This window comes from Pedobacter sp. Bi126 (assembly GCF_918698245.1).
GTDB lineage: Bacteria > Bacteroidota > Bacteroidia > Sphingobacteriales > Sphingobacteriaceae > Pedobacter.
In genome coordinates this window covers 680,995-701,988 of record NZ_CAKKMS010000003.1, presented here as the reverse complement: position 1 = coordinate 701,988, position 20,994 = coordinate 680,995, and the positions used below count along the sequence as shown (strand labels likewise).

Genomic DNA, 20,994 nt, shown 5'->3' with positions numbered 1-20,994 from the left:
AGGTAAGAGGTAAAGGGTGTAAGGTTTAAGGTCATCATCACTATTCAATTTCGTTTTCAACGATGTATTCTATGGCTTTATCGAAATCTACCTTATTCACCAAAACATTTATTTCGCCAATATTATATGCCGAGAGCTGTTTATTTATCGTTACTGCCGGAATTCCGGCTTCTGTTAATCCCTGTTTTAATACCTCGGCCGCAAAGGCATCGCTGGTGGTATATACTTTAACCCAATTTTCGCTCACGTGATGCGTTATCTTTAAAAATTTTGAACAAAGCTATGGTAATTATTGCACTAATTAAATAGCCATACCATGGAAAACCGATCGGTTCATCAGCTTTATCAAGGGGCATATGGTGTTTTTGCATATAAAAAGCCGCACAAACCGCATAGGCATTATTTATAAAGTGCGCTAGCATAGCGTACCAGATGCTTCCACTATAATAATACAAGTAGCCAAAACCCGCACCCAATAACATACGTGGCACAAAACCATAAAACTGCACATGGATGGCACTGAAAATTATGGCCGATAGCCAAATTGCAACGTGGGGGTTACCAAAAGCCCTGTTTAACGATCTTTGCACACCTCCACGAAACATTAATTCTTCGCCAATTGCAGGTATAACAGCAATCATAACGAGGTTTACAATGAAATCGAAATTACTTCGTACAGTGATCAATTGAATGGTCATTTTCATTGCAATGGCTTCCTTCTCCTTCATCCACTGTTCTATCTTATGCAAAAAATCAGGCAAAACCATTTTCTGGTTCCAAATCACTGTCCATTCCATAAATGGCATACTCAGTATCATAATGGCCAGAACAAGCACAACCAGCAAGAATTTTGGTTGCTTGAAAAGATAAAATTCTGTTACTTTTTTCCTTTCTGTTAAGGCCAGGGCAATTGGAGGTAAAATAAATGTTCCGATCGAACTTAATATTTGTATCACTTTAAAACCAGCAATATACTTAGGATCACCAGCTAAAAGCATGTCCAAATTACTTACTATTCCTAAGCCATACATCATTAAAACGATGACAACAGCCAGAAGCCCAAACACAAGCCCGCCCACAACTGCGTAAAATAAAAGTAAAAGTAATTGTAAGAAAGGATTGATTTCCTCCTTGTTAGGTGTTACAAAATTCATTATTTGTACCTTTGTATGTTTTATTAATCGTTGAAGATAGAAAATGTCTGTTAAGATAGGAAATATAGATTTAGGTGAGTTCCCTTTATTACTGGCTCCAATGGAGGACGTGAGTGATCCGCCGTTCCGTTATGTGTGCAAAAAAAACGGGGCCGATATGATGTACACAGAGTTTATTTCTTCGGAAGGTTTAATCCGCGATGCTGCAAAAAGCTTACAAAAGCTTGATATTTTCGAATACGAAAGGCCAATTGGCATCCAGATTTTTGGTGGCGATATCGAGCACATGCGCGAAGCCTCAGAAATTGCCTCAGCAGCAGGACCTGATCTGGTTGACATCAATTATGGCTGTCCGGTTAAAAACGTAGTATGTAAAGGTGCGGGTTCTAGCCTTTTACAGGATATTGATAAAATGGTAAAAATGACCGAAGCTGTTGTTAAAGCTTCACATTTGCCCGTTACCGTTAAAACCCGTCTTGGTTGGGATGATAATACCAAAAATGTTTACGAAGTGGCCGAGCGCCTTCAGGACGTGGGTATTCAGGCACTTACCATTCATGGCAGAACAAGAGCACAGTTATATAAAGGCGAGGCCGATTGGTCGCTTATCCGGGAGATTAAACGCAATCCACGCATCAAAATACCGATTTTTGGCAATGGCGATGTAGATAGCCCAGAAAAAGCTGCGGCCTGGCGTATGGAATATGAGATAGATGGCATTATGATCGGCCGTGCAGCAATCGGTTATCCATGGATTTTTCGCGAGGTAAAACATTTTTTTAAAACGGGCGAACACCTTGCCGGACCAACTATTGAAGAGCGTATTGAAGTTTGCCGTACACATTTAGATAAATCATTAGAATGGAAAGGCCCTAAAACCGGAATTTTCGAAATGCGCCGCCATTATGCAAACTATTTTAAAGGCCTGCCAGATTTCAAACCTTACCGTATGCGTTTGGTGGCCGAGCCAGATATCAACAACATTTACAGTATTTTAGAAGAAGTGGCAGAAAAATTTGCCGACTACGATGCCACTAAAGTACTGGCTTGATTTTTGAAAGGTTTTTTTATACATTCGTAAATCATCATGGTTACAGCTATTACAGACGGTGTTAAGGTTTCAGTAGAAACAGTGTACCAGCCAGAATATTCAAATCCGGCCAACGAGCATTATATGTTCGCTTATCGCGTAGAAATTTCTAATCTTTCTGATTATGCTGTTCAATTAATGCGCCGCCAGTGGTTTATTTTCGATTCGAACAGTAGCCGCAGAGAAGTAGAAGGTGAGGGCGTTGTTGGTTTACAGCCTATTATTCAACCTGGCGAAACACATGTATATGTTTCAGGATGTAATTTAAAAACCGACATGGGCAGCATGAAGGGTGCATACTTAATGAAACGTGATATAGATGGATCTGAATTCGAGGTTGATATTCCAGAATTTCAGTTAATCGCTCCTTATAAATTAAATTAATCCTTAATTCCATCCTGCCACAAATCGTCATTTCGACCGTAGTGAAGCGAAATGTAGAAATCTCTGAATCGAGTTACGTTATAGGTCTGTCCCCCAGGGTGTAAACGGCAACCAATCTCTTCTCTATTTTTTAGAAAAGCAATTTCAGTGTTTCGTTTTTAGGTTATTCCTGCTTTCTGCTATAGTCCCTCTTTTCAATCGGGAGCTGCCGCTGCAATCAGGTTTAAACCGCAGTTTTGCTGCAACTATTAAAGGTTTACAGCATGATGCCTACAAATTTTTGCGCACCCTGCAACCCCAAATAGTACAGCTAACTTCGCCACCTGAACCTGATTGACGTGAAGCCCGATTCTTCATCGGCGTAACAAAAAGCAGGACCGGAACTTCCCCATTTACCACAAAATTACTTTCCAAAAAACGCTCAATTATTTCTGTTGGAAAGGAACAGTTCTATAAACCAAAAACGGCCAGGATTACCCGGCCGTTCTGTGCTTTTCATAATTAGATATCTCTTTAATCTCTGCTTCTTCCAAAAAGCATTGATGCGTAATACAATAAATTGGCTAATGCACCAACAGCGGCTACCACATAAGTCATGGCTGCCCACCAAAGCGCATCTTTAGCCTGCGCATTTTCCTCTTGTGTTTGCATTACACCATTATTATTTTTTAGCCAGGCCAATGCGCGGTTACTGGCATCAAATTCGACTGGTAGGGTAATGATACTAAATATGGTTACCAGTGCTAAACCTACCACGCCAATTGCCAAAACAATTGGATTTCCGGTAAAGCCTATTAACAATACACCAATTAATAATACCCACTGTAAAAGATTAGATGATATACTTACCACCGGAACCATACTGCTTCTTAAATTAAGCCAGTTATACGATTTCGCCTGTTGTACCGCATGTCCACATTCGTGGGCCGCTACAGCCGCGGCAGCTACGCTTCGGCTATAATATACATCTGTACTTAAATTAACGGTCTTATCTGTTGGATTGTAATGATCTGTTAGTTGTCCTTCGGTACTCATCACCTTCACGTCGTATATCCCATTATCATGTAGCATTCTTTCTGCTACCTCTTTGCCCGATAAACCTGAGCTAAGTTGCATTTCGGCATACTTAGAAAACTTATTTCTAAATCGCCATTGTACAAACATGCTCAGCAATAATACCGGGATGATTAATATTAAATAAACTCCCATTTTCTTCTGTATGTTTTTCATTTAACATATATCAAAAAGCGTTCCCATATTATTTAAGCGTTAAAAAATGGTACATTTATACTATGCCAACAGCGTTTTCATATTGGGAGAAGGAGTCGTTTTTTACTTATGATACTATTGTTATCGGTAGTGGAATTGTTGGTTTAAATGCTGCTATCCAACTTAAAAAAACCGCTCCAACTTTAAAAATTGCAATCCTCGAAAGGGGCTTTTTACCAACAGGTGCCAGCACCAAAAATGCGGGTTTTGCATGCTTCGGTAGTATTTCTGAACTGATTGAGCAAGAAGAATGTGCTGGCTTAAATGGCCTAGCACTCCTTATAGAAAAACGCTGGAAGGGCCTCCTTAAACTGCGCAATTTATTAAGCGATAAAACCATTGATTACCAATGTTTAGGAGGATACGAATTATTTAAAAATGATGACATTTTTCTGGCCGACACATGTGTATCCAAAATTGAACATTATAACCGTCTCATTAACGATATTGTTGGTGCCAACGCCTTTGGCCTTGCCAATAAAAAAATTACTTCCTTTGGTTTTGAAGGTATCAGAACTTTAATCGAAAACCGGTACGAAGCACAGATTGATAGTGGTAAAATGATGTTTGCTTTAATTCAATATGCACAAAAACTCGGCGTTAGCATATTTAATAATTGTGCAGTAGACCAGATTCAGCAAGAAAACGAGGGTACACAATTGTTAACCAAAAATGGAAGCTTTTTCTGTAAACGGCTAATTGTAACCACCAATGCCTTCGTAAAAGACTTATTGCCCGATGTTGATATTAGTCCTGGCCGTGGTCAGGTTTTAATTACCAAACCCATTAAGGCACTAAAAATAGCAGGCACCTTCCATTACGATAAAGGTTATTATTATTTCAGAAATATAAACAATAGAGTTTTATTGGGCGGTGGCAGAAATATCGATTTTAAAGCCGAAGAAACCACCGAATTTGGCCAAACTGAGGCAGTTCAGCTAGCGTTGGAAGATTTATTAAAAAATGTAATCCTCCCTAAAGTTAATTATGAAATCGATTATCGATGGAGCGGTATTATGGCTTTTGGAAAAATTCTGGAACCACTTGTAGAAGAGATTAAGCCAAATATCTTTTGTGCTACGCGGTGCAATGGCATGGGCATAGCAATTGGTGCGCAAACAGGAGAAGATGCGGCGAATCTGCTGCTGAAAAGCTTATAGTTTTTTTACCACAAAGAACACAGAGAAAAAACCACAAAGCACGCTGAGTTGGTTTTAATTTAAAAGATCCTTCTAACAGTTACGTCATCTCGACTGAAGCACAATCCCGACGTTAAATCGGGAGAAAGATCTACCTATACAGATTTCTCGACTTCGTTGCACTCCGCTCGAAATGACGATTTGTGGAATAACGCATATCAGTTACTTAAACACAATCGTCTTATTCCCACTCACAAAAACGCGGTCTTCGAAAATAAGTTCTAAAGCTTCTAACAGTACCTTTTTCTCTATTTCTTTTCCTGCCCGAACCATTTCTTTCACTCCGAAATTATGATCTACGTGATTGGTATGTTGCGTAATAATCGGGCCTTCATCGAGGTTATCGGTAACAAAATGGGCGGTGGCACCAATAATTTTTACACCGCGTTCAAAAGCCTGGCGATAGGGGTTGGCACCAATAAAAGCCGGTAAAAATGAATGATGGATATTGATGATTTTACCTGCATATTCTTTTACAAAATCGGCAGAAAGGATTCTCATAAATTTAGCCAACACTAAATAGTCTACCTCAAACCGGTTGATAATAGCTTTAACTTCAGCCTCAAATTCACTTTTATCTTTATTGGAATGATCGACATAAAAATAAGGAATACCCAATTTTTCGGTAAAATCTCTCAGGCTTTCGTAATTGCCTATTACACATTGTACGTTGGCACCTAAAGTTTTGAATTGGTTTTTGATCAGTATTTCTGCCAGGCAATGATACTCCTTGGTTACCAAAACAGCAATCTGTTTTTCCTGTTGGGTAATTAAATTTACTTCAGCAGCATTTGGCAGGTTTTCTAAAAGTTTTTCTTTTAATTTTTCTGCATCCTCCAGGTTTCCAGTACAGGCAATACGGGTAAAAAACGATTTATTGGCTTCGTCTACAAACTCGCGCATGGCGATAATATTCAATTGGTGTGCAGCCAGCACACGCGTAATATTTGTAACTAAACCAACTTGATCGGGGCAGGATATGAGGACTGTTAATGCATTCATTTATAAAATACTAATATCCAATTATAGAAATTTTTTTCCGTTATTTTCCGTTCACAAAAACTAAAATTTTTTGGTATATCTATTTTAAATCTTCATTTTTGCTAAAATTTTTATCATTATGGAGATTGCGGGTATTGCTTTACTAATCGTTATTTTAATAGTTCTGGTTATTTTATTATTGAAGAAACCACAGGCTGCTCTTTCTATTATTTCGGCGGAAGACTTCGAAAGAACAAAAAGTGAAAATGAATCGTTAAAAATCAGCCTGGCCAAAGCCGACGAACGTGTTTCTAATTTATCTGCCGAAAAAGAGCACATTACTACGCTACTTAAACAGGAACAGCAACGCCTAATTGATGAATTGCAGGCTGAGCGCGACCGGCTTGCCGATGCCAACCGAGAATTGGAAAGTACCAGGTCTTTTTACCTGGCCGAAAAAGAAAAACTTGCCGAACAGAAGCTAAGTTTTGAGCAGTCGCAAGAAAAATTAAACAAAGACTTTGAATTAATTGCCAATAAAATCCTGGAGGAAAAATCGAGCAAGTTTATTGAGCAGAACCGAACTAATTTGGATATCATCTTAAATCCTTTGAAAGAAAATATTAAGGCTTTTGAAGATAAAGTAGAAAAGGTTTACAAAGCCGAATCGGATGAAAGAAATACACTGAAAGGCGTAATTTCACTATTGATGGATCAAAGTAAACAGATTCAGGAAGATGCTAATAATTTAACCAAAGCTTTAAAAGGCGATAGCAAAAAGCAAGGGAATTGGGGGGAAGTGATTTTAGAAAAAGTTTTGGAACGCTCGGGTTTAGTACGCGATCATGAATATCGCATTCAAGCCTCACATACATCCGCCGAAGGCGGTCGCTACCAGCCCGATGTAGTGATTGACCTACCAGACAACAAACACCTTGTAGTTGACGCTAAGGTATCTCTGGTTGCTTATGAGCGTTCTGTATCAGCTGAGAGCGATGAAGAGCGTGAAGGCTATGTAAAACAGCATTTAGCCTCTATTAAGAACCACATCCAGGAACTATCTGCTAAAAATTACCAGGATTTATATAAAATCAACTCTCCGGATTTTGTTTTGCTATTTGTACCGATCGAATCTTCTTTCAGCATTGCGGTTCAAAAAGATGCTGAACTTTTCAATTTTGCCTGGGATAGAAGGGTAGTGATTGTAAGTCCATCAACACTTTTGGCAACTTTACGCACCATTGCCAGCATGTGGAAACAGGAGCGCCAAAACCGTAATGTAATGGAAATTGCCCGTTTAAGCGGCAGTATGTACGATAAGTTTGTAGGCTTTATTTCGGATATGGAAAATATTGGCAAACACATCAAAAATGGTCAGGATGCCTACGATAAAGCCATTAATAAATTGTCGGTAGGTTCGGGAAATTTAACAAACACTTCTGAAAAGATTAAAAAATTAGGCGCAAAAACCACCAAACAGATTGATACGAAGTATTTGGATCTTAACGAGGATTAGGCAAATCCCTTTGATTTTTTAGCTCTAAATTATAGCTAAAAACTTGCAAAGTTAGTGCTTTTTTTTGACGTACCTAAGACGATTTTTTATTTCTTGATGAATAGAGAGTTGTAATGATGGCTATTAGAGACTAACATAAGCGACTAAAAGAAAAAAGTCGTTATCACTTAGAACATTTTATATTTCTTAGCAATATCGACTACAAAGTAAAATCGTCATCTCGACTGAAACGCAGTGGAATGGAGAGATCTGCCTACTAAGATTTAGCTTCGCTGAGCCTTCGGGTTCTCGACTTCGTTGCACTCCGCTCGAAATGACGACCTATTTTTACTTATTAAAAGCATTCCAACCCTGAGCCTTCAGCTCGTGTACTTTTTCTGATTTAGAAACCATTTTACAACCCGAGTTTTTATCCGTAACATGTCCAATCACGGTAATATCTACATCATGTTTCAGTTTTTTATAATCCTCCTGACTAATGGTAAACAACAACTCGTAATCTTCGCCACCACTTAAAGCACAAACCGTTGGGTCTAAACCTAATTCACGCGCGGTTTCATAAGTCATGGGATCTAAAGGAATTTTCTCCTCGTAAATAGTCATTCCTTTATCTGATTGTTCTGCCAAATGCAAAATTTCTGAAGCTAAACCATCCGAAACATCGATCATCGAAGTTGGTTTTATATTCATTTCATCTAAAAGTGCAATAATATCCATCCTTGCTTCTGGTTTCAATTGTCTTTCGATGATATAATCTTTACCTTCTAAATCTGGTTGGATCTGTGGGTTTTCCAGGTAGATTAATTTCTCTCTTTCTAAAATCTGTAGGCCTAAATAAGCACCGCCCAAATCGCCAGAAACACATAATAAATCATGTTCTTGAGCGCCATTTCGGTACACCACTTTGTCTGCATCGGCATAACCAATACTCGTAATACTGATTACCAGGCCTTGCTTGCTCGATGATGTATCTCCACCAATTAAATCAATGTTATATTTGTTGCAAGCCAGCTCAATTCCCTTATAAATTTCTTCAACAGCCTCTAAAGGAAATTTGCTCGACAAGCCCAACGAAACTGTAATCTGACTTGCTTTTCCGTTCATGGCATAAATATCACTCAAATTTACCTGAACAGCCTTGTAACCTAAGTGCATTAAAGGCACATAAGCCAAATCAAAATGGATTCCTTCCAACAATAAATCAGTCGAAATTAAGGTCTGTTTCCCTTTGGCATCTAAAACAGCAGCATCATCGCCGACACCTTTTACCGAATAATCGTTTTTAATTTTAAAATTAGTAGTTAGGTGTTTAATTAACCCAAATTCGCCTAATTCATTAATATCTGTACGCTCTTTATTTTCAAACATATGCAATAGTTAGGGGTGAAGCCCCCTATTTTATTTTTAATTATCGTCACTCTGAACTTGTTTCAGAGCCTTACTAACAAGATGCTGAACTAAATTCAGCATGACGGATCTATTTATTTAATATTTTCCATCCAATTCTTACCTTCAGTAAACCTGGCAATTAACATGGCCGCAACATTATCACCGGTAGCATTTAACAAAGTAGCCATCGGATCAACCAGCGTTCCTATAATCATGGCTGGTGGTAGGGCCTCTGGTGGTAATTGGTAAGCCGAAATCATTAATAGCTCGCCAATATAACCGCCATTTGGTATTCCACCTTCTACGATACTCACTAAAACAGTAATACCCAGTGCCAAAATAATGGTATCAACATGTACTAAATCCTTACCAAAAATGGCAAAAACAACAGCAATTTTAACAATAGAACTAATACTCGAGCCATCCTTATGCAAGGTTGAACCCAAAGGAATCGTCACATTGGTAATGTAATCGGGTACGCCCATTTTTCGTGCACCATCTAAATTTGCCGGAATAGTGGCAATACTGCTACAGGTTCCAATAGAGGTTAACGATGGCACAATATTATTTTTCCAAAATACTTTTATCGCTTTAAATCCACCTGCAACAAAAGCATATAAGGTGAAAAAAACGATAAAATAAAACGCTCCTACACCGTAGTACAAACCTAAAGCTTTTGCATAGGTTCCAAAAAGCTGTGGACCAAAAACCCCAACCTGATAAGCAAAATAAGCACCCAAACCGATTGGGCCAAGTTTCATAATCAAAATGATGAGTTTTTTCATCACTTCATTGCCCGATACCAAGAAGTTCTTAAATCCATCGCCCTCTTTCCCAGCATATAACGTAGAAAAACCAACTAATACCGAAAAAATTATCAGTGCCAGCATATTTTTTCTACTTCCTATCTCGAAAAATTCTCCTACGGTTAAAAGTTGGGTCATTTGTTCGCCAAACGACTGTATTTTTTCAGGTTCAGTTGGTAAAGGTGTATTTCCTAATTGTTGATGGATAGGAAAAATCCATGTAGCAACCAAGGTTAAAACCGCAGAAATTAATACTGTAGAAAGAAAAACCAAAACCATAATGGTTAATAATCTTCCCAATTTTTTTGTCCGATCGATATTCGCAATTGCTGAGGAAACCGCAAAAAATACCAATGGAATAACAGCTGTAAACAACAGGTTTAAAAATATATCGCCCAATGGTTTTATACTTTCAACGCTTTTCCCAAAAATTAAGCCCACAATACTTCCAACAGTTATTCCTGCCAAAAGCCATAATAAGCCTGAGTAATTTTTAAGGATGTTGTTTTTTTCCATAAATGTTAAATTAGACATCCAAAGTTTTGCTGGCCATAAGCCCTTGTAAACTTCGGATGTCTTTTACACTATCTTTTACAAGCCCAATTCTGCAGAAATATCAAGCATGCGCTGTATCGGTTTACGGGCAAGTTCAATAATATGCTCAGGTACAGTAACTTCAGGCAGACCATTTTTAATACATAAATATAGTTTTTCTAAAGTATTTCTTTTCATGTATGGGCAATCGTTACAAGCACAGCTGTTATTCGGCGGCGCCGGAATAAATGTTTTTGTTGGATTTGCCTTTTCCATCTGGTGGATAATTCCACTTTCGGTAGCTACAATAAATTCTGTAGCTGGACTGGTAATCGTATATTTTAAAAGTCCGGTTGTTGAACCGATATAATCGGCCATTTTCAAAACCACTTCTTCACATTCCGGATGCGCAATAAATTTAGCGTTCGGATGGCGTTCTTTTAGTTTTGTAATTTTCTCCTGCGAAAAAATCTCATGTACCATACAGGCACCATTCCACAATACTAAGTCCCGTCCTGTTTTCTTTGCTACATAAGCACCTAAATTTCGATCGGGACCGAAGATTATTTTTTGGTCTTTAGGTAAACTCTCTACAATTTGAACGGCATTTGTACTGGTACAAACAATGTCACTTAAAGCTTTTAGTTCAGCAGTACAGTTTACATACGTGATGACCAGGTGATCTGGATATTTTTCTTTAAACTTTCTAAACAGATGGGGCGGACAACTATCTGCTAATGAGCATCCTGCTTTTACATCTGGTAATAAAACGGTTTTATTGGGCGATAAAATCTTTGCTGTTTCGGCCATAAAATGCACACCAGCAAACACAATTACATCAGCATCTGTTTTTGCAGCTTCTTGAGATAGGCCTAAACTATCGCCAATATAATCTGCAATATCCTGAATGTCAGGTTCTTGATAGTAATGTGCAAGAATAATGGCATTCTTTTCCTTCTTTAATTTCTCAATCTCAGCAAAAAGATCGAGTGTAGGATCAATTTCTTCTTCTGCGAAACCTTTTTTATTGATTTCTTCTAAGACATCTATGTTCATTTTAAAATTTTCCTTTTTTGAATTTTGACGTTGGCCAAAGATAAAGCTTTCAACGTCTCAATAATTAATAAGTATTTTTAAATAAATAAATCTTGTTTGTTTATTAGTGTGTTAGTATTGTTGGCAAGTTTCGAAAAAAAGTTCTTTTATATAAGTTGTTAATCGTTTACTAACATTTAGATTACATTTCTCTAATATCATGAGTTTGATTTTCAGCACTATCGAAAAGTCGCTCAATTTTTATCAATACCCGAATGTTAATTGTTTATAAGTGGGTAAAAAGTTAATTACTTGTACAAAGGTGCTCAAAAATTACTTAAAAGATTGTGGCAAATTGTCTTTTTAGAGTAGCTTTAAACATTCAAATTTATTTGTTAGGATAATTTAGACACAGAGTTAACATTTATCAACTAGTTGTTAACATCGTGGATAAAGTAAATGTTTTTATTAATGAGGAAAGTAGATTTTCTGGTAATTGGTTCAGGTATAGCGGGTTTGAGTTTTGCACTTAAGGCAGCGAAGTTTGGTAAGGTTTTAATCGTTACTAAGTCGAACGAAGACGAATCGAATACAAAATACGCTCAGGGCGGTGTTGCGGTTGTAGTAGATAAAGGTGATTCTTTTGAGAAACATATCGATGATACTTTGATTGCCGGCGATGGATTATGTGATGAAAAAATTGTGGAAATCGTTGTAAAAGAGGGGCCTCAGCGTATTCAGGAGATCATTGATTATGGTATAAACTTCGATAAGGATAACTCCGGTTTCTATGATTTAGCCAAGGAGGGAGGACACTCCGAACACCGTGTTTTGCACTACAAAGACATCACCGGATACGAGATTGAACGGGTATTGCTGAATGAAATTCATGAGAATAACAACATAGAGATATTAACACATTACTTTGCGTTGGAGTTAATTACCCAGCATCACCTGGGTGAGTTTGTTGATAAACGTACCGAAGATATTAACTGTTATGGTGTATATGCCTTTAACACAGAGCTTAACGATGTGGAAAAGATTGTGGCAAATGTGACTGTGATGGCTTCGGGTGGTGCCGGACATGTGTATTCGGCCACAACAAATCCGGTTATTGCAACAGGCGATGGTATGGCAATGGTTTACCGTGCAAAAGGAAAAGTAAGGAATATGGAGTTTATTCAGTTCCATCCAACTGCTTTGTATCATCCTGGAGAGTACCCATCGTTCTTAATATCAGAAGCTGTTAGGGGTTTTGGTGGTGTGTTAAGACGGAAGAATGGTGAGGAATTTATGCATGAGTATGACGAGCGTAAATCTTTAGCACCACGTGATATAGTAGCCCGTGCGGTAGATAATGAAATGAAGAAATCAGGCGATGACTTTGTTTACCTTGATATTACCATGCGCAAGAAAGCAGATATTCTGAAACACTTTCCTAATATATATGCCAAATGTTTATCAATAGGGATTGATATGACGAAAGATTATATACCTGTTACACCTGCATCTCATTATATGTGTGGTGGCATTCTGGTTGATGAATATGGTCGCTCTTCAATTAAAAATTTATATGCCTGTGGCGAATGTTCTTCAACAGGCTTGCATGGGGCTAACCGTTTGGCTTCCAATTCGTTATTAGAAGCCACGGTTTTTGCACACCGTATTTACCAGGATGCTATTGAAAACTTCAGAAATAATATTATTCCAGATCACATTCCTGAATGGGATTCGAAAGGTGTTACACAAAGTAATGAGGACGTATTGGTAACACATAACCTGAGGGAGCTGCAAAAGATTATGGGCGATTATGTAGGTATTGTCCGTTCTGATTTCCGTTTGGAAAGAGCACATCGTCGTTTATTTTTAATCTACCAGGAAACAGAAGAATTTTATAAAAAGAATAAAGTTTCAGTTAAACTTTGTGAATTAAGAAATGTAATTCAAACGGCTTATCTGGTGATCAAATCTGCCATGCAACGCAAAGAGAGCAGGGGATTACATTATACTACTGATTATCCTGAACATGCGAAGGAATTGGTAGATACTGTTTTTTAAGGTGGATCGTCATGCTGAATTTAGTTCAGCATCTATATACCAGATACACAATACTAAAAAAGACCCTGAAATAAATTCAGGGTGACGCAAAATAGAGTTATGCCTTTAATACTACCCGTAAAAGATAAATACCCTGAAATTGGAAAAGACAATTTTATTGCAGAGAATGCCACAATAGTTGGCGATGTAATAATAGGTGATAAATGTTCAGTATGGTTTAATGCCGTGATTAGAGGTGATGTAAATGCCATTACAATCGGAAATGAATCAAACATACAAGATGGTGCAGTAATTCATGCAACGTACTTAAAAGCTTCTACACACATCGGTAACCGGGTATCTGTGGGGCACAATGCCATAGTACATGGGTGTACGGTCCAGGATAATGTTTTAATCGGCATGGGTGCCATTGTAATGGATCATGCTGTTATAGAAGAGTATTGTATTATTGCTGCTGGATCTGTGGTATTGGAAAATACCATTTGTGAAACGGGTTATTTATATGCGGGTACGCCTGCTAAAAAAATAAAGCCCATTACTGATGAGCAAAGGGCTTTATTGAATAAACTGCCTGATAATTATATCATGTATTCGGGTTGGTTTACGAGTTAGGTTTGTCATTTCGACTGAAGTGAAACTGAATGGAGAAATCTTTCTCGAGATAGATCTCTCCGTTCCACTGCGTTACAGTCGAGATGACGATTTCTACGGTGTTGGCGGAGGGATAACCAATGGATCTTCACGTTCCCAGTTCGGTTTTAAATCCATTAAAGCCTTTAAATACCAAACTTTTTCGGGTTGATATCCTTCTTTTACATTTCCTGTATCCCAGATTCCATTTTTATTCTCATCATAAATTACCCTGAGCATATACTTGCCAGCTGGATATTTAGAAAAAGTAACTTTTGAGTTTTTGCTGACGGGAAAAGATTTTATGATGTCCTTTTTTTCGTTTAGAAACTGCACAACGTATCTTTTAGCGGTATCTGGAACAGTTACATTTAATACCAGGGTAGTATAAGCGTCCGAACTTTCGAGTGAAAAACGTTTGGTTACATCTTTGTTTTTAGCGTTAAATATAGCAGTAAAAGCACCGGCAGCTAGCTTTAAATCATAAGTCCTTTTATTTTTCCAGGGATATTTAATGTAATATTTAAGAAAATCTACACTGTCTTTCACCACCTCAAAAGTTGTCCGTTTTACTGAGTCTTCTAAAAGTGTGATTTTTGATGGATCTGCAGCAGCCATTGGAAACGGAAAGGTTAGCGTTAGCTGTTGGAAAGGGTTTAACTTGCCGCCCAATAAGTTATCAGAAACAGTAACCTCGCGTGTATAGGTGTCTTTTTTACCCCTGGTAAAGTTTAAGGTCTGTAAAACTTTACCTTGATCTTGTATGGCAACTTTAACCGAATCGAAACTCAAATCCTTCAACCATATTTTCGCAGTATCATTATTTTTAGAAAAATGGACAAACTTACCCACGTCAACAGCTGGTGGATCTGTAATGGTTATTTTAGGGCTTTTAAGCTGTTGATTAAAGATGATTGATATACTACCGTCGTTATTTAATTTTCGGTCTAATACGCGGAATTCAGGTGCCAGTTCTTTAAATATCTGCAGATCTATGTTCTCTATATTTTTATCTATTACAATAGGTTCTTTTACAAATCCAATCTCATCCGAAATTTGCTGGTATATTTTATCGCCACCTCCGCTACTTTCTTTAATCGCATACACTTTATAAGTACCTTTTCTTAGGTTATTTAATTTGTAGGTTCCGGCACTATCGGTAGTGGTATATATTGATGGACGTTTTTTTCCAAAAATAGTATCTCTTTCTAAAGGCAGAATAAATACCGTAACTTCCTTCTCCGGTTCGTCAGTTAGTGAATTGATTACCTTGCCGCTTAATGATAACGAATCTATTTCCGGGCCGGTAGAAAAAACATAGGATAAATTTTTAACTACATTTCCTTCATTAACATCGGCTACAGATTTTCCAAAATTTAAAGTGTAGGTCGTATTTTTTTCTAAAGAATCTTTAAGATTAATTTCTAATCTTTTTTGCCGCTTTTTCAATTCTGGAAGTTTTTCCTGATCAGGCGAAATAGAAAATTCTTTAAACTCATCTTTAAGATTAAAATATTCGTCAAACTCGATTACAATTTTTTTAGCATTAAAATTCCTCGTTTGATTTTTTGGAGTCATACTTAAAACTTTTGGCGGCTTGGTATCTTTTGGCCCACCTTGCGGTGTTTGGATACTTGCACAACCAAAAAATAGGAGCAAGCTTGTTACAACCGCTAAATTTTTAAGGTTAAAATACTGAGCTTTTAAATTTGGCATATTTTAAACGTTCTGACGAATTTTTATACTTTTTGGAACCATAACATTAAAAAATCTTTTTTTTAGCTTATATCGCTTTATTTTAAGTCTGTTTTAAAATAGTTAAAGTATTGATTATCAATTACTTATTGATATAGACCATTAAAACTGATATATCTGAAGGTGAAACGCCTGAAATTCGCGACGCCTGACCTAAGGTACGTGGTTTGATCTTAAATAATTTTTCTCTGGCCTCTTTTGAAATGGAAACAATTTTATTGTAATCGAAATCTGGTTTAATTTCCTTGTCTTCCATCTTCAGCATTTTGGCTACAATTTCATTTTCCTTTTCAAAATAACTTTCATATTTAATTTTGATTTCAGCTTGCTCAATGGTTTCATTGTCTAAATCTTTTGTTGCTTCTGCAAGCGCTTTACTTACTTTAATCAGATCGGGTAAACCAACATGAGGCCTGCCAACCAAACTGTGTATTTTTACATTTTGATTTAAGACACTCGATCCTAAACTTTCGAGCATTGGATTTGCATCGCTCATTTCGATACCTTGGTTTCTGGTGAATTTAACCAAAGCATCAGCATTTGCAATTTTCTGATTCACCTTCTCTAAACGTTCATCGGAAATTAAACCCAGTTCGTGCCCGATAGGGGATAAACGGATATCGGCATTATCTTGTCTTAATAACAAACGATGTTCAGCTCTCGATGTAAACATACGATAAGGTTCTTCCGTTCCTTTTGTTACCAGGTCATCAATTAAGACACCAATATAGCTGTCAGATCTTTTCATGATCAGTTCATGTTTATCAGTGATTTTTTGGTGTGCATTTATACCAGCCATGAAACCCTGACAAGCTGCTTCTTCATATCCTGTAGTTCCATTTATTTGTCCTGCTAAAAATAAATTGCTGATCAATTTAGTTTCTAAAGTTAAAGACAATTGGGTGGGTGGGAAGAAATCGTATTCGATAGCATAACCTGGTCTGAACATTTTTGCCTGTTCGAAACCTGGTATTAACCTTAGGGCTTTAAATTGTACATCTTCCGGAAGGGAAGTTGAAAATCCGTTTACATAAATTTCACAAGTATTCCATCCTTCAGGTTCAACGAAAATCTGATGTCTGTCACGCTCTGCAAAACGGTTAATTTTATCTTCAATTGATGGACAGTATCTCGGGCCTAAACCTTTAATTCTTCCAGTAAACATTGGTGACTTTTCGAAACCTTCTTTTAGTGTTTCATGAACATCTCCATTGGTATAAGTGATCCAGCAACAACGTTGGTCTGTCGAAACTTCGGTATCCGTATAGGAGAATTTACCTGGGTTTTCGTCTCCCCATTGTTCTTCCATTTTGGTGTAATCCAAACTTCTTCCGTCCACGCGTGGGGGAGTACCAGTTTTCATTCGGCCTGCTTCCATACCTAGTTCTACCAGTTGTTCGGTAATTCCTGTTGATGCTCTTTCGGCAGTCCTGCCTCCTCCAAATTTCTTTTCTCCAATATGCATTATACCGTTTAAGAAAGTTCCATTGGTCAATACTACTGCTGTACTTTCTATCTCGATACCTAAGGATGTTTTAACGCCATATACCGTATTGTCTTTTACCAACAGTCCAACTACACTGTCTTGCCATATATCAAGGTTAGGTGTTCTTTCCAATGCTAAGCGCCATTCTTCTGCAAAACGCATTCTGTCAATTTGCGCTCTTGGGCTCCACATAGCAGGTCCCTTTGATTTGTTGAGCATTCTAAATTGAATAGTCGATTTATCAGAGATAATCCCTGAATATCCGCCCATGGCATCAACCTCACGAACAATCTGTCCTTTAGCTACACCACCCATGGCAGGGTTACAACTCATCTGGGCAATAGTGCCCATATTCATTGTTATTAATAAAACAGATGATCCTAAATTGGCAGCAGCAGCAGCAGCTTCACAGCCTGCATGACCAGCACCAACAACAATCAAATCGTATTTTGAAAACATTTTATTTTATATTTCTGTAATGTTCCACGTGGAACAATTGGTTTTTATCCTAATATTACGTCGTGCTAAAAATAATTTCAGTACGGCGATTGTTTGATGTTCCACGTGAAACATAACGTGGAAAACATCTTTCAATTATACTTTGGTTATTCTGAAAGTTCGAGCCAACGCATGGTTAACTCGTCAAGTTTTGCCTGAAGCAATTCTATCTCGCTGGAAACTTCCTGAATTTTTACATAGTCGGCTGCATCAATTTTAACCAGGCTTTCGTTAAGTGAAGCTATTTTTTTTTCTGTTTCAGCGATGCCTTTTTCACTCTCTTCTAATTCTTTTTGCTCCTTGAAACTTAGTTTTTTTACTGCTTTAATAGGTGTTTGTTCTACAACAGGAGCAGGTGTTTTCTTGGTTTCTGCTTTTACTTTTGGTTGCTCTAAACTTAAACGATACTCTGAATAATTGCCGTTATAAATTTTAACTACACCTTCGCCTTCCATGATAAATAGTTGATCGCTCATTTTATCAAGCAGGTATCTGTCGTGAGAAACCAGCATTAATATACCTGGGAAGTTCTCTAAAAATTCTTCAAGAACGTTCAGGGTATCGATGTCAAGATCGTTAGTCGGCTCATCCAAAATTAAAAAGTTTGGATTTTGCATCAAGACCTTCATCAAGTTCAAACGTTTCTTTTCACCACCACTTAATTTCTCTACCATGCCATGTTGTTTCTTCGGCGGGAAGAGAAATAAGGTTAAGAGGGCAGAAGCCGTAATCACTGAACCGTCAGCCATCTTAATATATTCAGCATCCGATTTTACAATATCAATTACCCTTTCCTTTGGGTCGAAAGTTAAACCACCTTGTTTGTAATAACCAAAAACGGTTGTATCTCCAGTATCAACTTTACCAGCATCCGGCTTTAATTGACTTGTAATGATATTTAGCAAAGTAGATTTACCTGTACCATTCTTTCCTGCTAAGCCAATTCTGTCTCCTTTTTTAAAGGTATAACTAAAGTCGTTGATGATCGGACGGCCATCAAATGCTTTTTTAATATGTTCGATCTCAATAATCTTCCCGCCTTGACGAGACATCTTCATTTGGAGGTTAATACTCTGATTATCAGACTTTTTCTTTGATTTTTCCTCTAAATCGTAAAAAGCATTGATTCTGGCGTTAGATTTAGTTCCGCGGGCCTGTGGCATGCGTCTCATCCACTCCAATTCTTTCTTTAATAGCTGTTGGTTCTTATGTAAAACCGTTGCGTCTAAAGCTTCTCTTTCCGATTTCTTCTCTAAATAATAAGCGTAGTTCCCATTATAGTTGAAAATTTTTCCTCGATCTAATTCAACAATGGTATTGCAAACGTTATCCAAAAAGTACCTATCGTGGGTAACGAGTAAAATTGTTTTCTGTCCGGTAGTTAATAATTTCTCCAGCCATTCAATGGTATCGATATCCAAATGGTTGGTCGGTTCATCAAGCACCAGAATTTCTGGATCTTCAATTAAAAGCTTAGCCAGGGCCAAACGTTTCTTTTGTCCGCCAGATAGGGTAGATATTTTCTGTTGAAGATGAGTAATGCCCATTCTGTTTAAAATGGTTTTAATCTCATGTTCATATTCCCAGGCATTGTGTTCACTTAATTCTTCATATAAACGATTAAGCGTTTTTTCGTCTGGATTAGGGTCTTCAATTAATTCTTCATATTCCTTAATTAACTGTTGTTGTTTATTCTCAAGAGAGAATATGTGGTCGCTAATAGAAAAACCTTCAGTAAATTGTGGTTCCTGATCGAGAAAACCGATTTTAACAGCTTTATTTTTTACAATTTTACCTTCGAGCGGAGGGAACCTTTCTGCCAATAATTTCAAAAGTGTACTCTTACCCGCACCATTAATTCCAACCAACGCCACGCGCTGACCAGAGTTAATACCTAAGGTTAAATTTTTAAATAGCCATTCGTCATGATAACCATGACCTAAGCCTTCTGCCGCAATTAGTGTGCTCAATTTTTTTGTATTTCGGATTTATAAAGGAAAATTAGTGCAAAAGTAAGTATAAAATATTTGGAACGGCATAATCAAATTGTAAAGGGCTTCTGTATCAGCTAAAAATGGCAGAATATTGATGCATTGGGTTATCTGTTCAGTAGTTCATTTGTTATTAGTTGCATTATTTCGGTAAAAGAAAACAGCGGTCGGACTCGCTCCACCGCTGCTTCAATCATTAACTAAAACTAAACTTTATCTTGATAATGCCTGGATGTAAATTCCAGTACATTATGTAATTGTTCTTTTTTGAATATAAGACTGCGGTTGATTAGAAATGTTGCAGAGAATCTCGGTGTATTATACCAGTATAGTCTAATTGTCGACGAACGCCCGTAACTGTTAGACGAACGGGGCTAAGGGCCAGAAGGTGTGCAAAACAAATGGTAACAATAGATTTAAAATTACCTGTTAAATGTATACTGGGAAGTCTGATTGAAAGAACTGGCAAAAAATTTATGGAGAAATTAACAATTAAGACGGGTTTGGTTCGGAGTTGGTTCGGACTAAAGACGAAGTTGTGACAATGTTACCCGAACAAAGCCTGTTTAAACTCCGAGATTTATGCATTATAAAAGGCAAGCAATGGTTTACTTCAATGGAAGTTAAATATAAGGGGGTCATTTGCTGTGGTCAGTTGGTTCTGCCATGCAAAATATAAAAAGCTAGTAGATAACCTGAAAATGAATAAAATGTGTGGCTAAAGAGAAACTTAGATTAGGCCAACTTCTGCTCTATAGCTTAAATATTCATCTTCTTTCTGCGTCATGAGGCTTTTGGCAGCTTTTCCTTTGTCTTTGTAACCCAGTAAATGGAGCGTGCCATGGATCATAATGCGGCAAACCTCATCAAATTCCAGTGTTTTGAAGGTTTTGGCGTTTTCTTTAACGCGCTCAATACTGATGAAAATATCGCTTACAATCTGTTTTTCTTCTTCAGAATTATCGAAAGTAATGATATCGGTATAAGTATCATGGTTTAAATATTGTTGGTTGATGCCCAACAGGTATTCGTCACTACAGAAAATGAAATTAAGTTCCTGCAATTTAAAGCCTTCTTTTTCAATCGTAGTTTTAATCCACTTCTTTACCTTAAGTTTCTGAGGAAGACTATAGCTAACTGATTCTGTGAAAAATGATATTGCAGGCATATTGTGGTGTTTAAGGCTGCAAATTTAAGAAATATTCCAATAGTTGCCGTC

General features: G+C 37.4%; 17 protein-coding genes. 6 read left to right on the top strand and 11 right to left on the bottom strand.

Features of this window, described 5'->3' with window-relative positions; genetic code table 11:
* Positions 1–40: 40 nt before the first annotated feature.
* Together LQ201_RS13145 and LQ201_RS13140 are read right to left on the bottom strand one after the other, a co-directional pair.
* A complete protein-coding gene (locus tag LQ201_RS13145) occupies positions 41–247 on the bottom strand; it encodes a putative signal transducing protein (protein WP_029274925.1) in 207 nt (68 codons plus the stop codon).
* The gene (locus tag LQ201_RS13140; protein WP_230142980.1) at positions 228–1,154 is read right to left on the bottom strand and encodes a CPBP family intramembrane glutamic endopeptidase; all 927 of its coding nucleotides are present in this window, start codon (positions 1,152–1,154) and stop codon (positions 228–230) included. The genes LQ201_RS13145 and LQ201_RS13140 overlap by 20 nt, the downstream gene beginning before the upstream one ends.
* A 43-nt stretch (positions 1,155–1,197) precedes the next feature.
* Here LQ201_RS13140 and dusB point away from each other — a divergent pair, with 43 nt between their 5' ends.
* Positions 1,198–2,205 (top strand): tRNA dihydrouridine synthase DusB, encoded by a 1,008-nt coding sequence (gene dusB / locus LQ201_RS13135; RefSeq protein WP_230142978.1) that lies wholly within the window; start codon positions 1,198–1,200, stop codon positions 2,203–2,205.
* 36 nt (positions 2,206–2,241) lie between these two features.
* The gene (gene apaG, locus LQ201_RS13130) at positions 2,242–2,628 is read left to right on the top strand and encodes a Co2+/Mg2+ efflux protein ApaG (RefSeq protein WP_029274928.1); all 387 of its coding nucleotides are present in this window, start codon (positions 2,242–2,244) and stop codon (positions 2,626–2,628) included.
* A 513-nt stretch (positions 2,629–3,141) separates the two neighbouring features.
* On the opposite strand, the gene LQ201_RS13125 is transcribed toward apaG, so the two are convergent.
* Entirely contained in the window at positions 3,142–3,837 is a 696-nt protein-coding gene (locus tag LQ201_RS13125; protein WP_230143451.1) for a zinc metallopeptidase, read from the bottom strand.
* 83 nt (positions 3,838–3,920) lie between these two features.
* Between LQ201_RS13125 and LQ201_RS13120 the strand changes: the two genes are divergently transcribed.
* Complete coding sequence (locus LQ201_RS13120) at positions 3,921–5,057, top strand: FAD-binding oxidoreductase (protein ID WP_230142976.1); 1,137 nt, start codon at positions 3,921–3,923, stop codon at positions 5,055–5,057.
* 201 nt (positions 5,058–5,258) lie between these two features.
* Here the strand turns inward: LQ201_RS13120 and purU are convergent, their stop codons facing one another.
* Positions 5,259–6,098: a formyltetrahydrofolate deformylase gene (purU, locus tag LQ201_RS13115; RefSeq protein WP_230142975.1), complete on the bottom strand. Its 840-nt coding sequence runs from the start codon at positions 6,096–6,098 to the stop codon at positions 5,259–5,261.
* Between the two features lie 118 nt (positions 6,099–6,216).
* Between purU and rmuC the strand changes: the two genes are divergently transcribed.
* Positions 6,217–7,593 carry a DNA recombination protein RmuC gene (gene rmuC, locus LQ201_RS13110; protein ID WP_230142974.1) on the top strand — a complete coding sequence of 459 codons (1,377 nt, stop codon included), beginning with the start codon at positions 6,217–6,219 and terminating at the stop codon, positions 7,591–7,593.
* A gap of 327 nt (positions 7,594–7,920) precedes the next feature.
* On the opposite strand, the gene thiL is transcribed toward rmuC, so the two are convergent.
* The 3 genes from thiL to nadA form a co-directional block, all read right to left on the bottom strand.
* Positions 7,921–8,961, bottom strand: coding sequence for a thiamine-phosphate kinase (gene thiL / locus LQ201_RS13105; RefSeq protein ID WP_131526686.1), 1,041 nt, complete (start codon positions 8,959–8,961; stop codon positions 7,921–7,923).
* A 113-nt stretch (positions 8,962–9,074) separates the two neighbouring features.
* A complete protein-coding gene (locus LQ201_RS13100; protein ID WP_230142972.1) occupies positions 9,075–10,304 on the bottom strand; it encodes a dicarboxylate/amino acid:cation symporter in 1,230 nt (409 codons plus the stop codon).
* 75 nt (positions 10,305–10,379) lie between these two features.
* Positions 10,380–11,378, bottom strand: coding sequence for a quinolinate synthase NadA (nadA, locus tag LQ201_RS13095; protein WP_230142970.1), 999 nt, complete (start codon positions 11,376–11,378; stop codon positions 10,380–10,382).
* Positions 11,379–11,828: 450 nt separating this feature from the next.
* Between nadA and nadB the strand changes: the two genes are divergently transcribed.
* On the top strand, positions 11,829–13,415 hold the full coding sequence (nadB, locus tag LQ201_RS13090; protein ID WP_230142969.1) for an L-aspartate oxidase: 1,587 nt from the start codon (positions 11,829–11,831) through the stop codon (positions 13,413–13,415).
* A gap of 99 nt (positions 13,416–13,514) precedes the next feature.
* A complete protein-coding gene (locus tag LQ201_RS13085) occupies positions 13,515–14,027 on the top strand; it encodes a gamma carbonic anhydrase family protein (RefSeq protein ID WP_230142968.1) in 513 nt (170 codons plus the stop codon).
* Between the two features lie 93 nt (positions 14,028–14,120).
* Here the strand turns inward: LQ201_RS13085 and LQ201_RS13080 are convergent, their stop codons facing one another.
* The 4 genes from LQ201_RS13080 to ybeY all read right to left on the bottom strand — a co-directional run bounded on the left by LQ201_RS13080 (position 14,121) and on the right by ybeY (position 20,943).
* A complete protein-coding gene (locus tag LQ201_RS13080; protein WP_230142967.1) occupies positions 14,121–15,761 on the bottom strand; it encodes an Ig-like domain-containing protein in 1,641 nt (546 codons plus the stop codon).
* 121 nt (positions 15,762–15,882) lie between these two features.
* Positions 15,883–17,745: a tRNA uridine-5-carboxymethylaminomethyl(34) synthesis enzyme MnmG gene (gene mnmG / locus LQ201_RS13075; protein WP_230142966.1), complete on the bottom strand. Its 1,863-nt coding sequence runs from the start codon at positions 17,743–17,745 to the stop codon at positions 15,883–15,885.
* Positions 17,746–17,891: 146 nt separating this feature from the next.
* On the bottom strand, positions 17,892–19,754 hold the full coding sequence (locus LQ201_RS13070) for an ABC-F family ATP-binding cassette domain-containing protein (RefSeq protein WP_230142965.1): 1,863 nt from the start codon (positions 19,752–19,754) through the stop codon (positions 17,892–17,894).
* Positions 19,755–20,505: 751 nt separating this feature from the next.
* Positions 20,506–20,943 carry an rRNA maturation RNase YbeY gene (gene ybeY / locus LQ201_RS13065; RefSeq protein WP_230142964.1) on the bottom strand — a complete coding sequence of 146 codons (438 nt, stop codon included), beginning with the start codon at positions 20,941–20,943 and terminating at the stop codon, positions 20,506–20,508.
* Positions 20,944–20,994: the final 51 nt, after the last annotated feature.

Coding starts and splice junctions, on each gene's coding strand:
- LQ201_RS13140 (WP_230142980.1), bottom strand. CDS start 1,154: ATGAATTTTGTAACACCTAACAAGGAGGAAATCAATCCTTTCTTACAA.
- dusB (WP_230142978.1), top strand. CDS start 1,198: ATGTCTGTTAAGATAGGAAATATAGATTTAGGTGAGTTCCCTTTATTA.
- apaG (WP_029274928.1), top strand. CDS start 2,242: ATGGTTACAGCTATTACAGACGGTGTTAAGGTTTCAGTAGAAACAGTG.
- LQ201_RS13125 (WP_230143451.1), bottom strand. CDS start 3,837: ATGGGAGTTTATTTAATATTAATCATCCCGGTATTATTGCTGAGCATG.
- LQ201_RS13120 (WP_230142976.1), top strand. CDS start 3,921: ATGCCAACAGCGTTTTCATATTGGGAGAAGGAGTCGTTTTTTACTTAT.
- purU (WP_230142975.1), bottom strand. CDS start 6,098: ATGAATGCATTAACAGTCCTCATATCCTGCCCCGATCAAGTTGGTTTA.
- rmuC (WP_230142974.1), top strand. CDS start 6,217: ATGGAGATTGCGGGTATTGCTTTACTAATCGTTATTTTAATAGTTCTG.
- thiL (WP_131526686.1), bottom strand. CDS start 8,961: ATGTTTGAAAATAAAGAGCGTACAGATATTAATGAATTAGGCGAATTT.
- LQ201_RS13100 (WP_230142972.1), bottom strand. CDS start 10,304: ATGGAAAAAAACAACATCCTTAAAAATTACTCAGGCTTATTATGGCTT.
- nadA (WP_230142970.1), bottom strand. CDS start 11,378: ATGAACATAGATGTCTTAGAAGAAATCAATAAAAAAGGTTTCGCAGAA.
- nadB (WP_230142969.1), top strand. CDS start 11,829: ATGAGGAAAGTAGATTTTCTGGTAATTGGTTCAGGTATAGCGGGTTTG.
- LQ201_RS13085 (WP_230142968.1), top strand. CDS start 13,515: ATGCCTTTAATACTACCCGTAAAAGATAAATACCCTGAAATTGGAAAA.
- LQ201_RS13080 (WP_230142967.1), bottom strand. CDS start 15,761: ATGCCAAATTTAAAAGCTCAGTATTTTAACCTTAAAAATTTAGCGGTT.
- mnmG (WP_230142966.1), bottom strand. CDS start 17,745: ATGTTTTCAAAATACGATTTGATTGTTGTTGGTGCTGGTCATGCAGGC.
- ybeY (WP_230142964.1), bottom strand. CDS start 20,943: ATGCCTGCAATATCATTTTTCACAGAATCAGTTAGCTATAGTCTTCCT.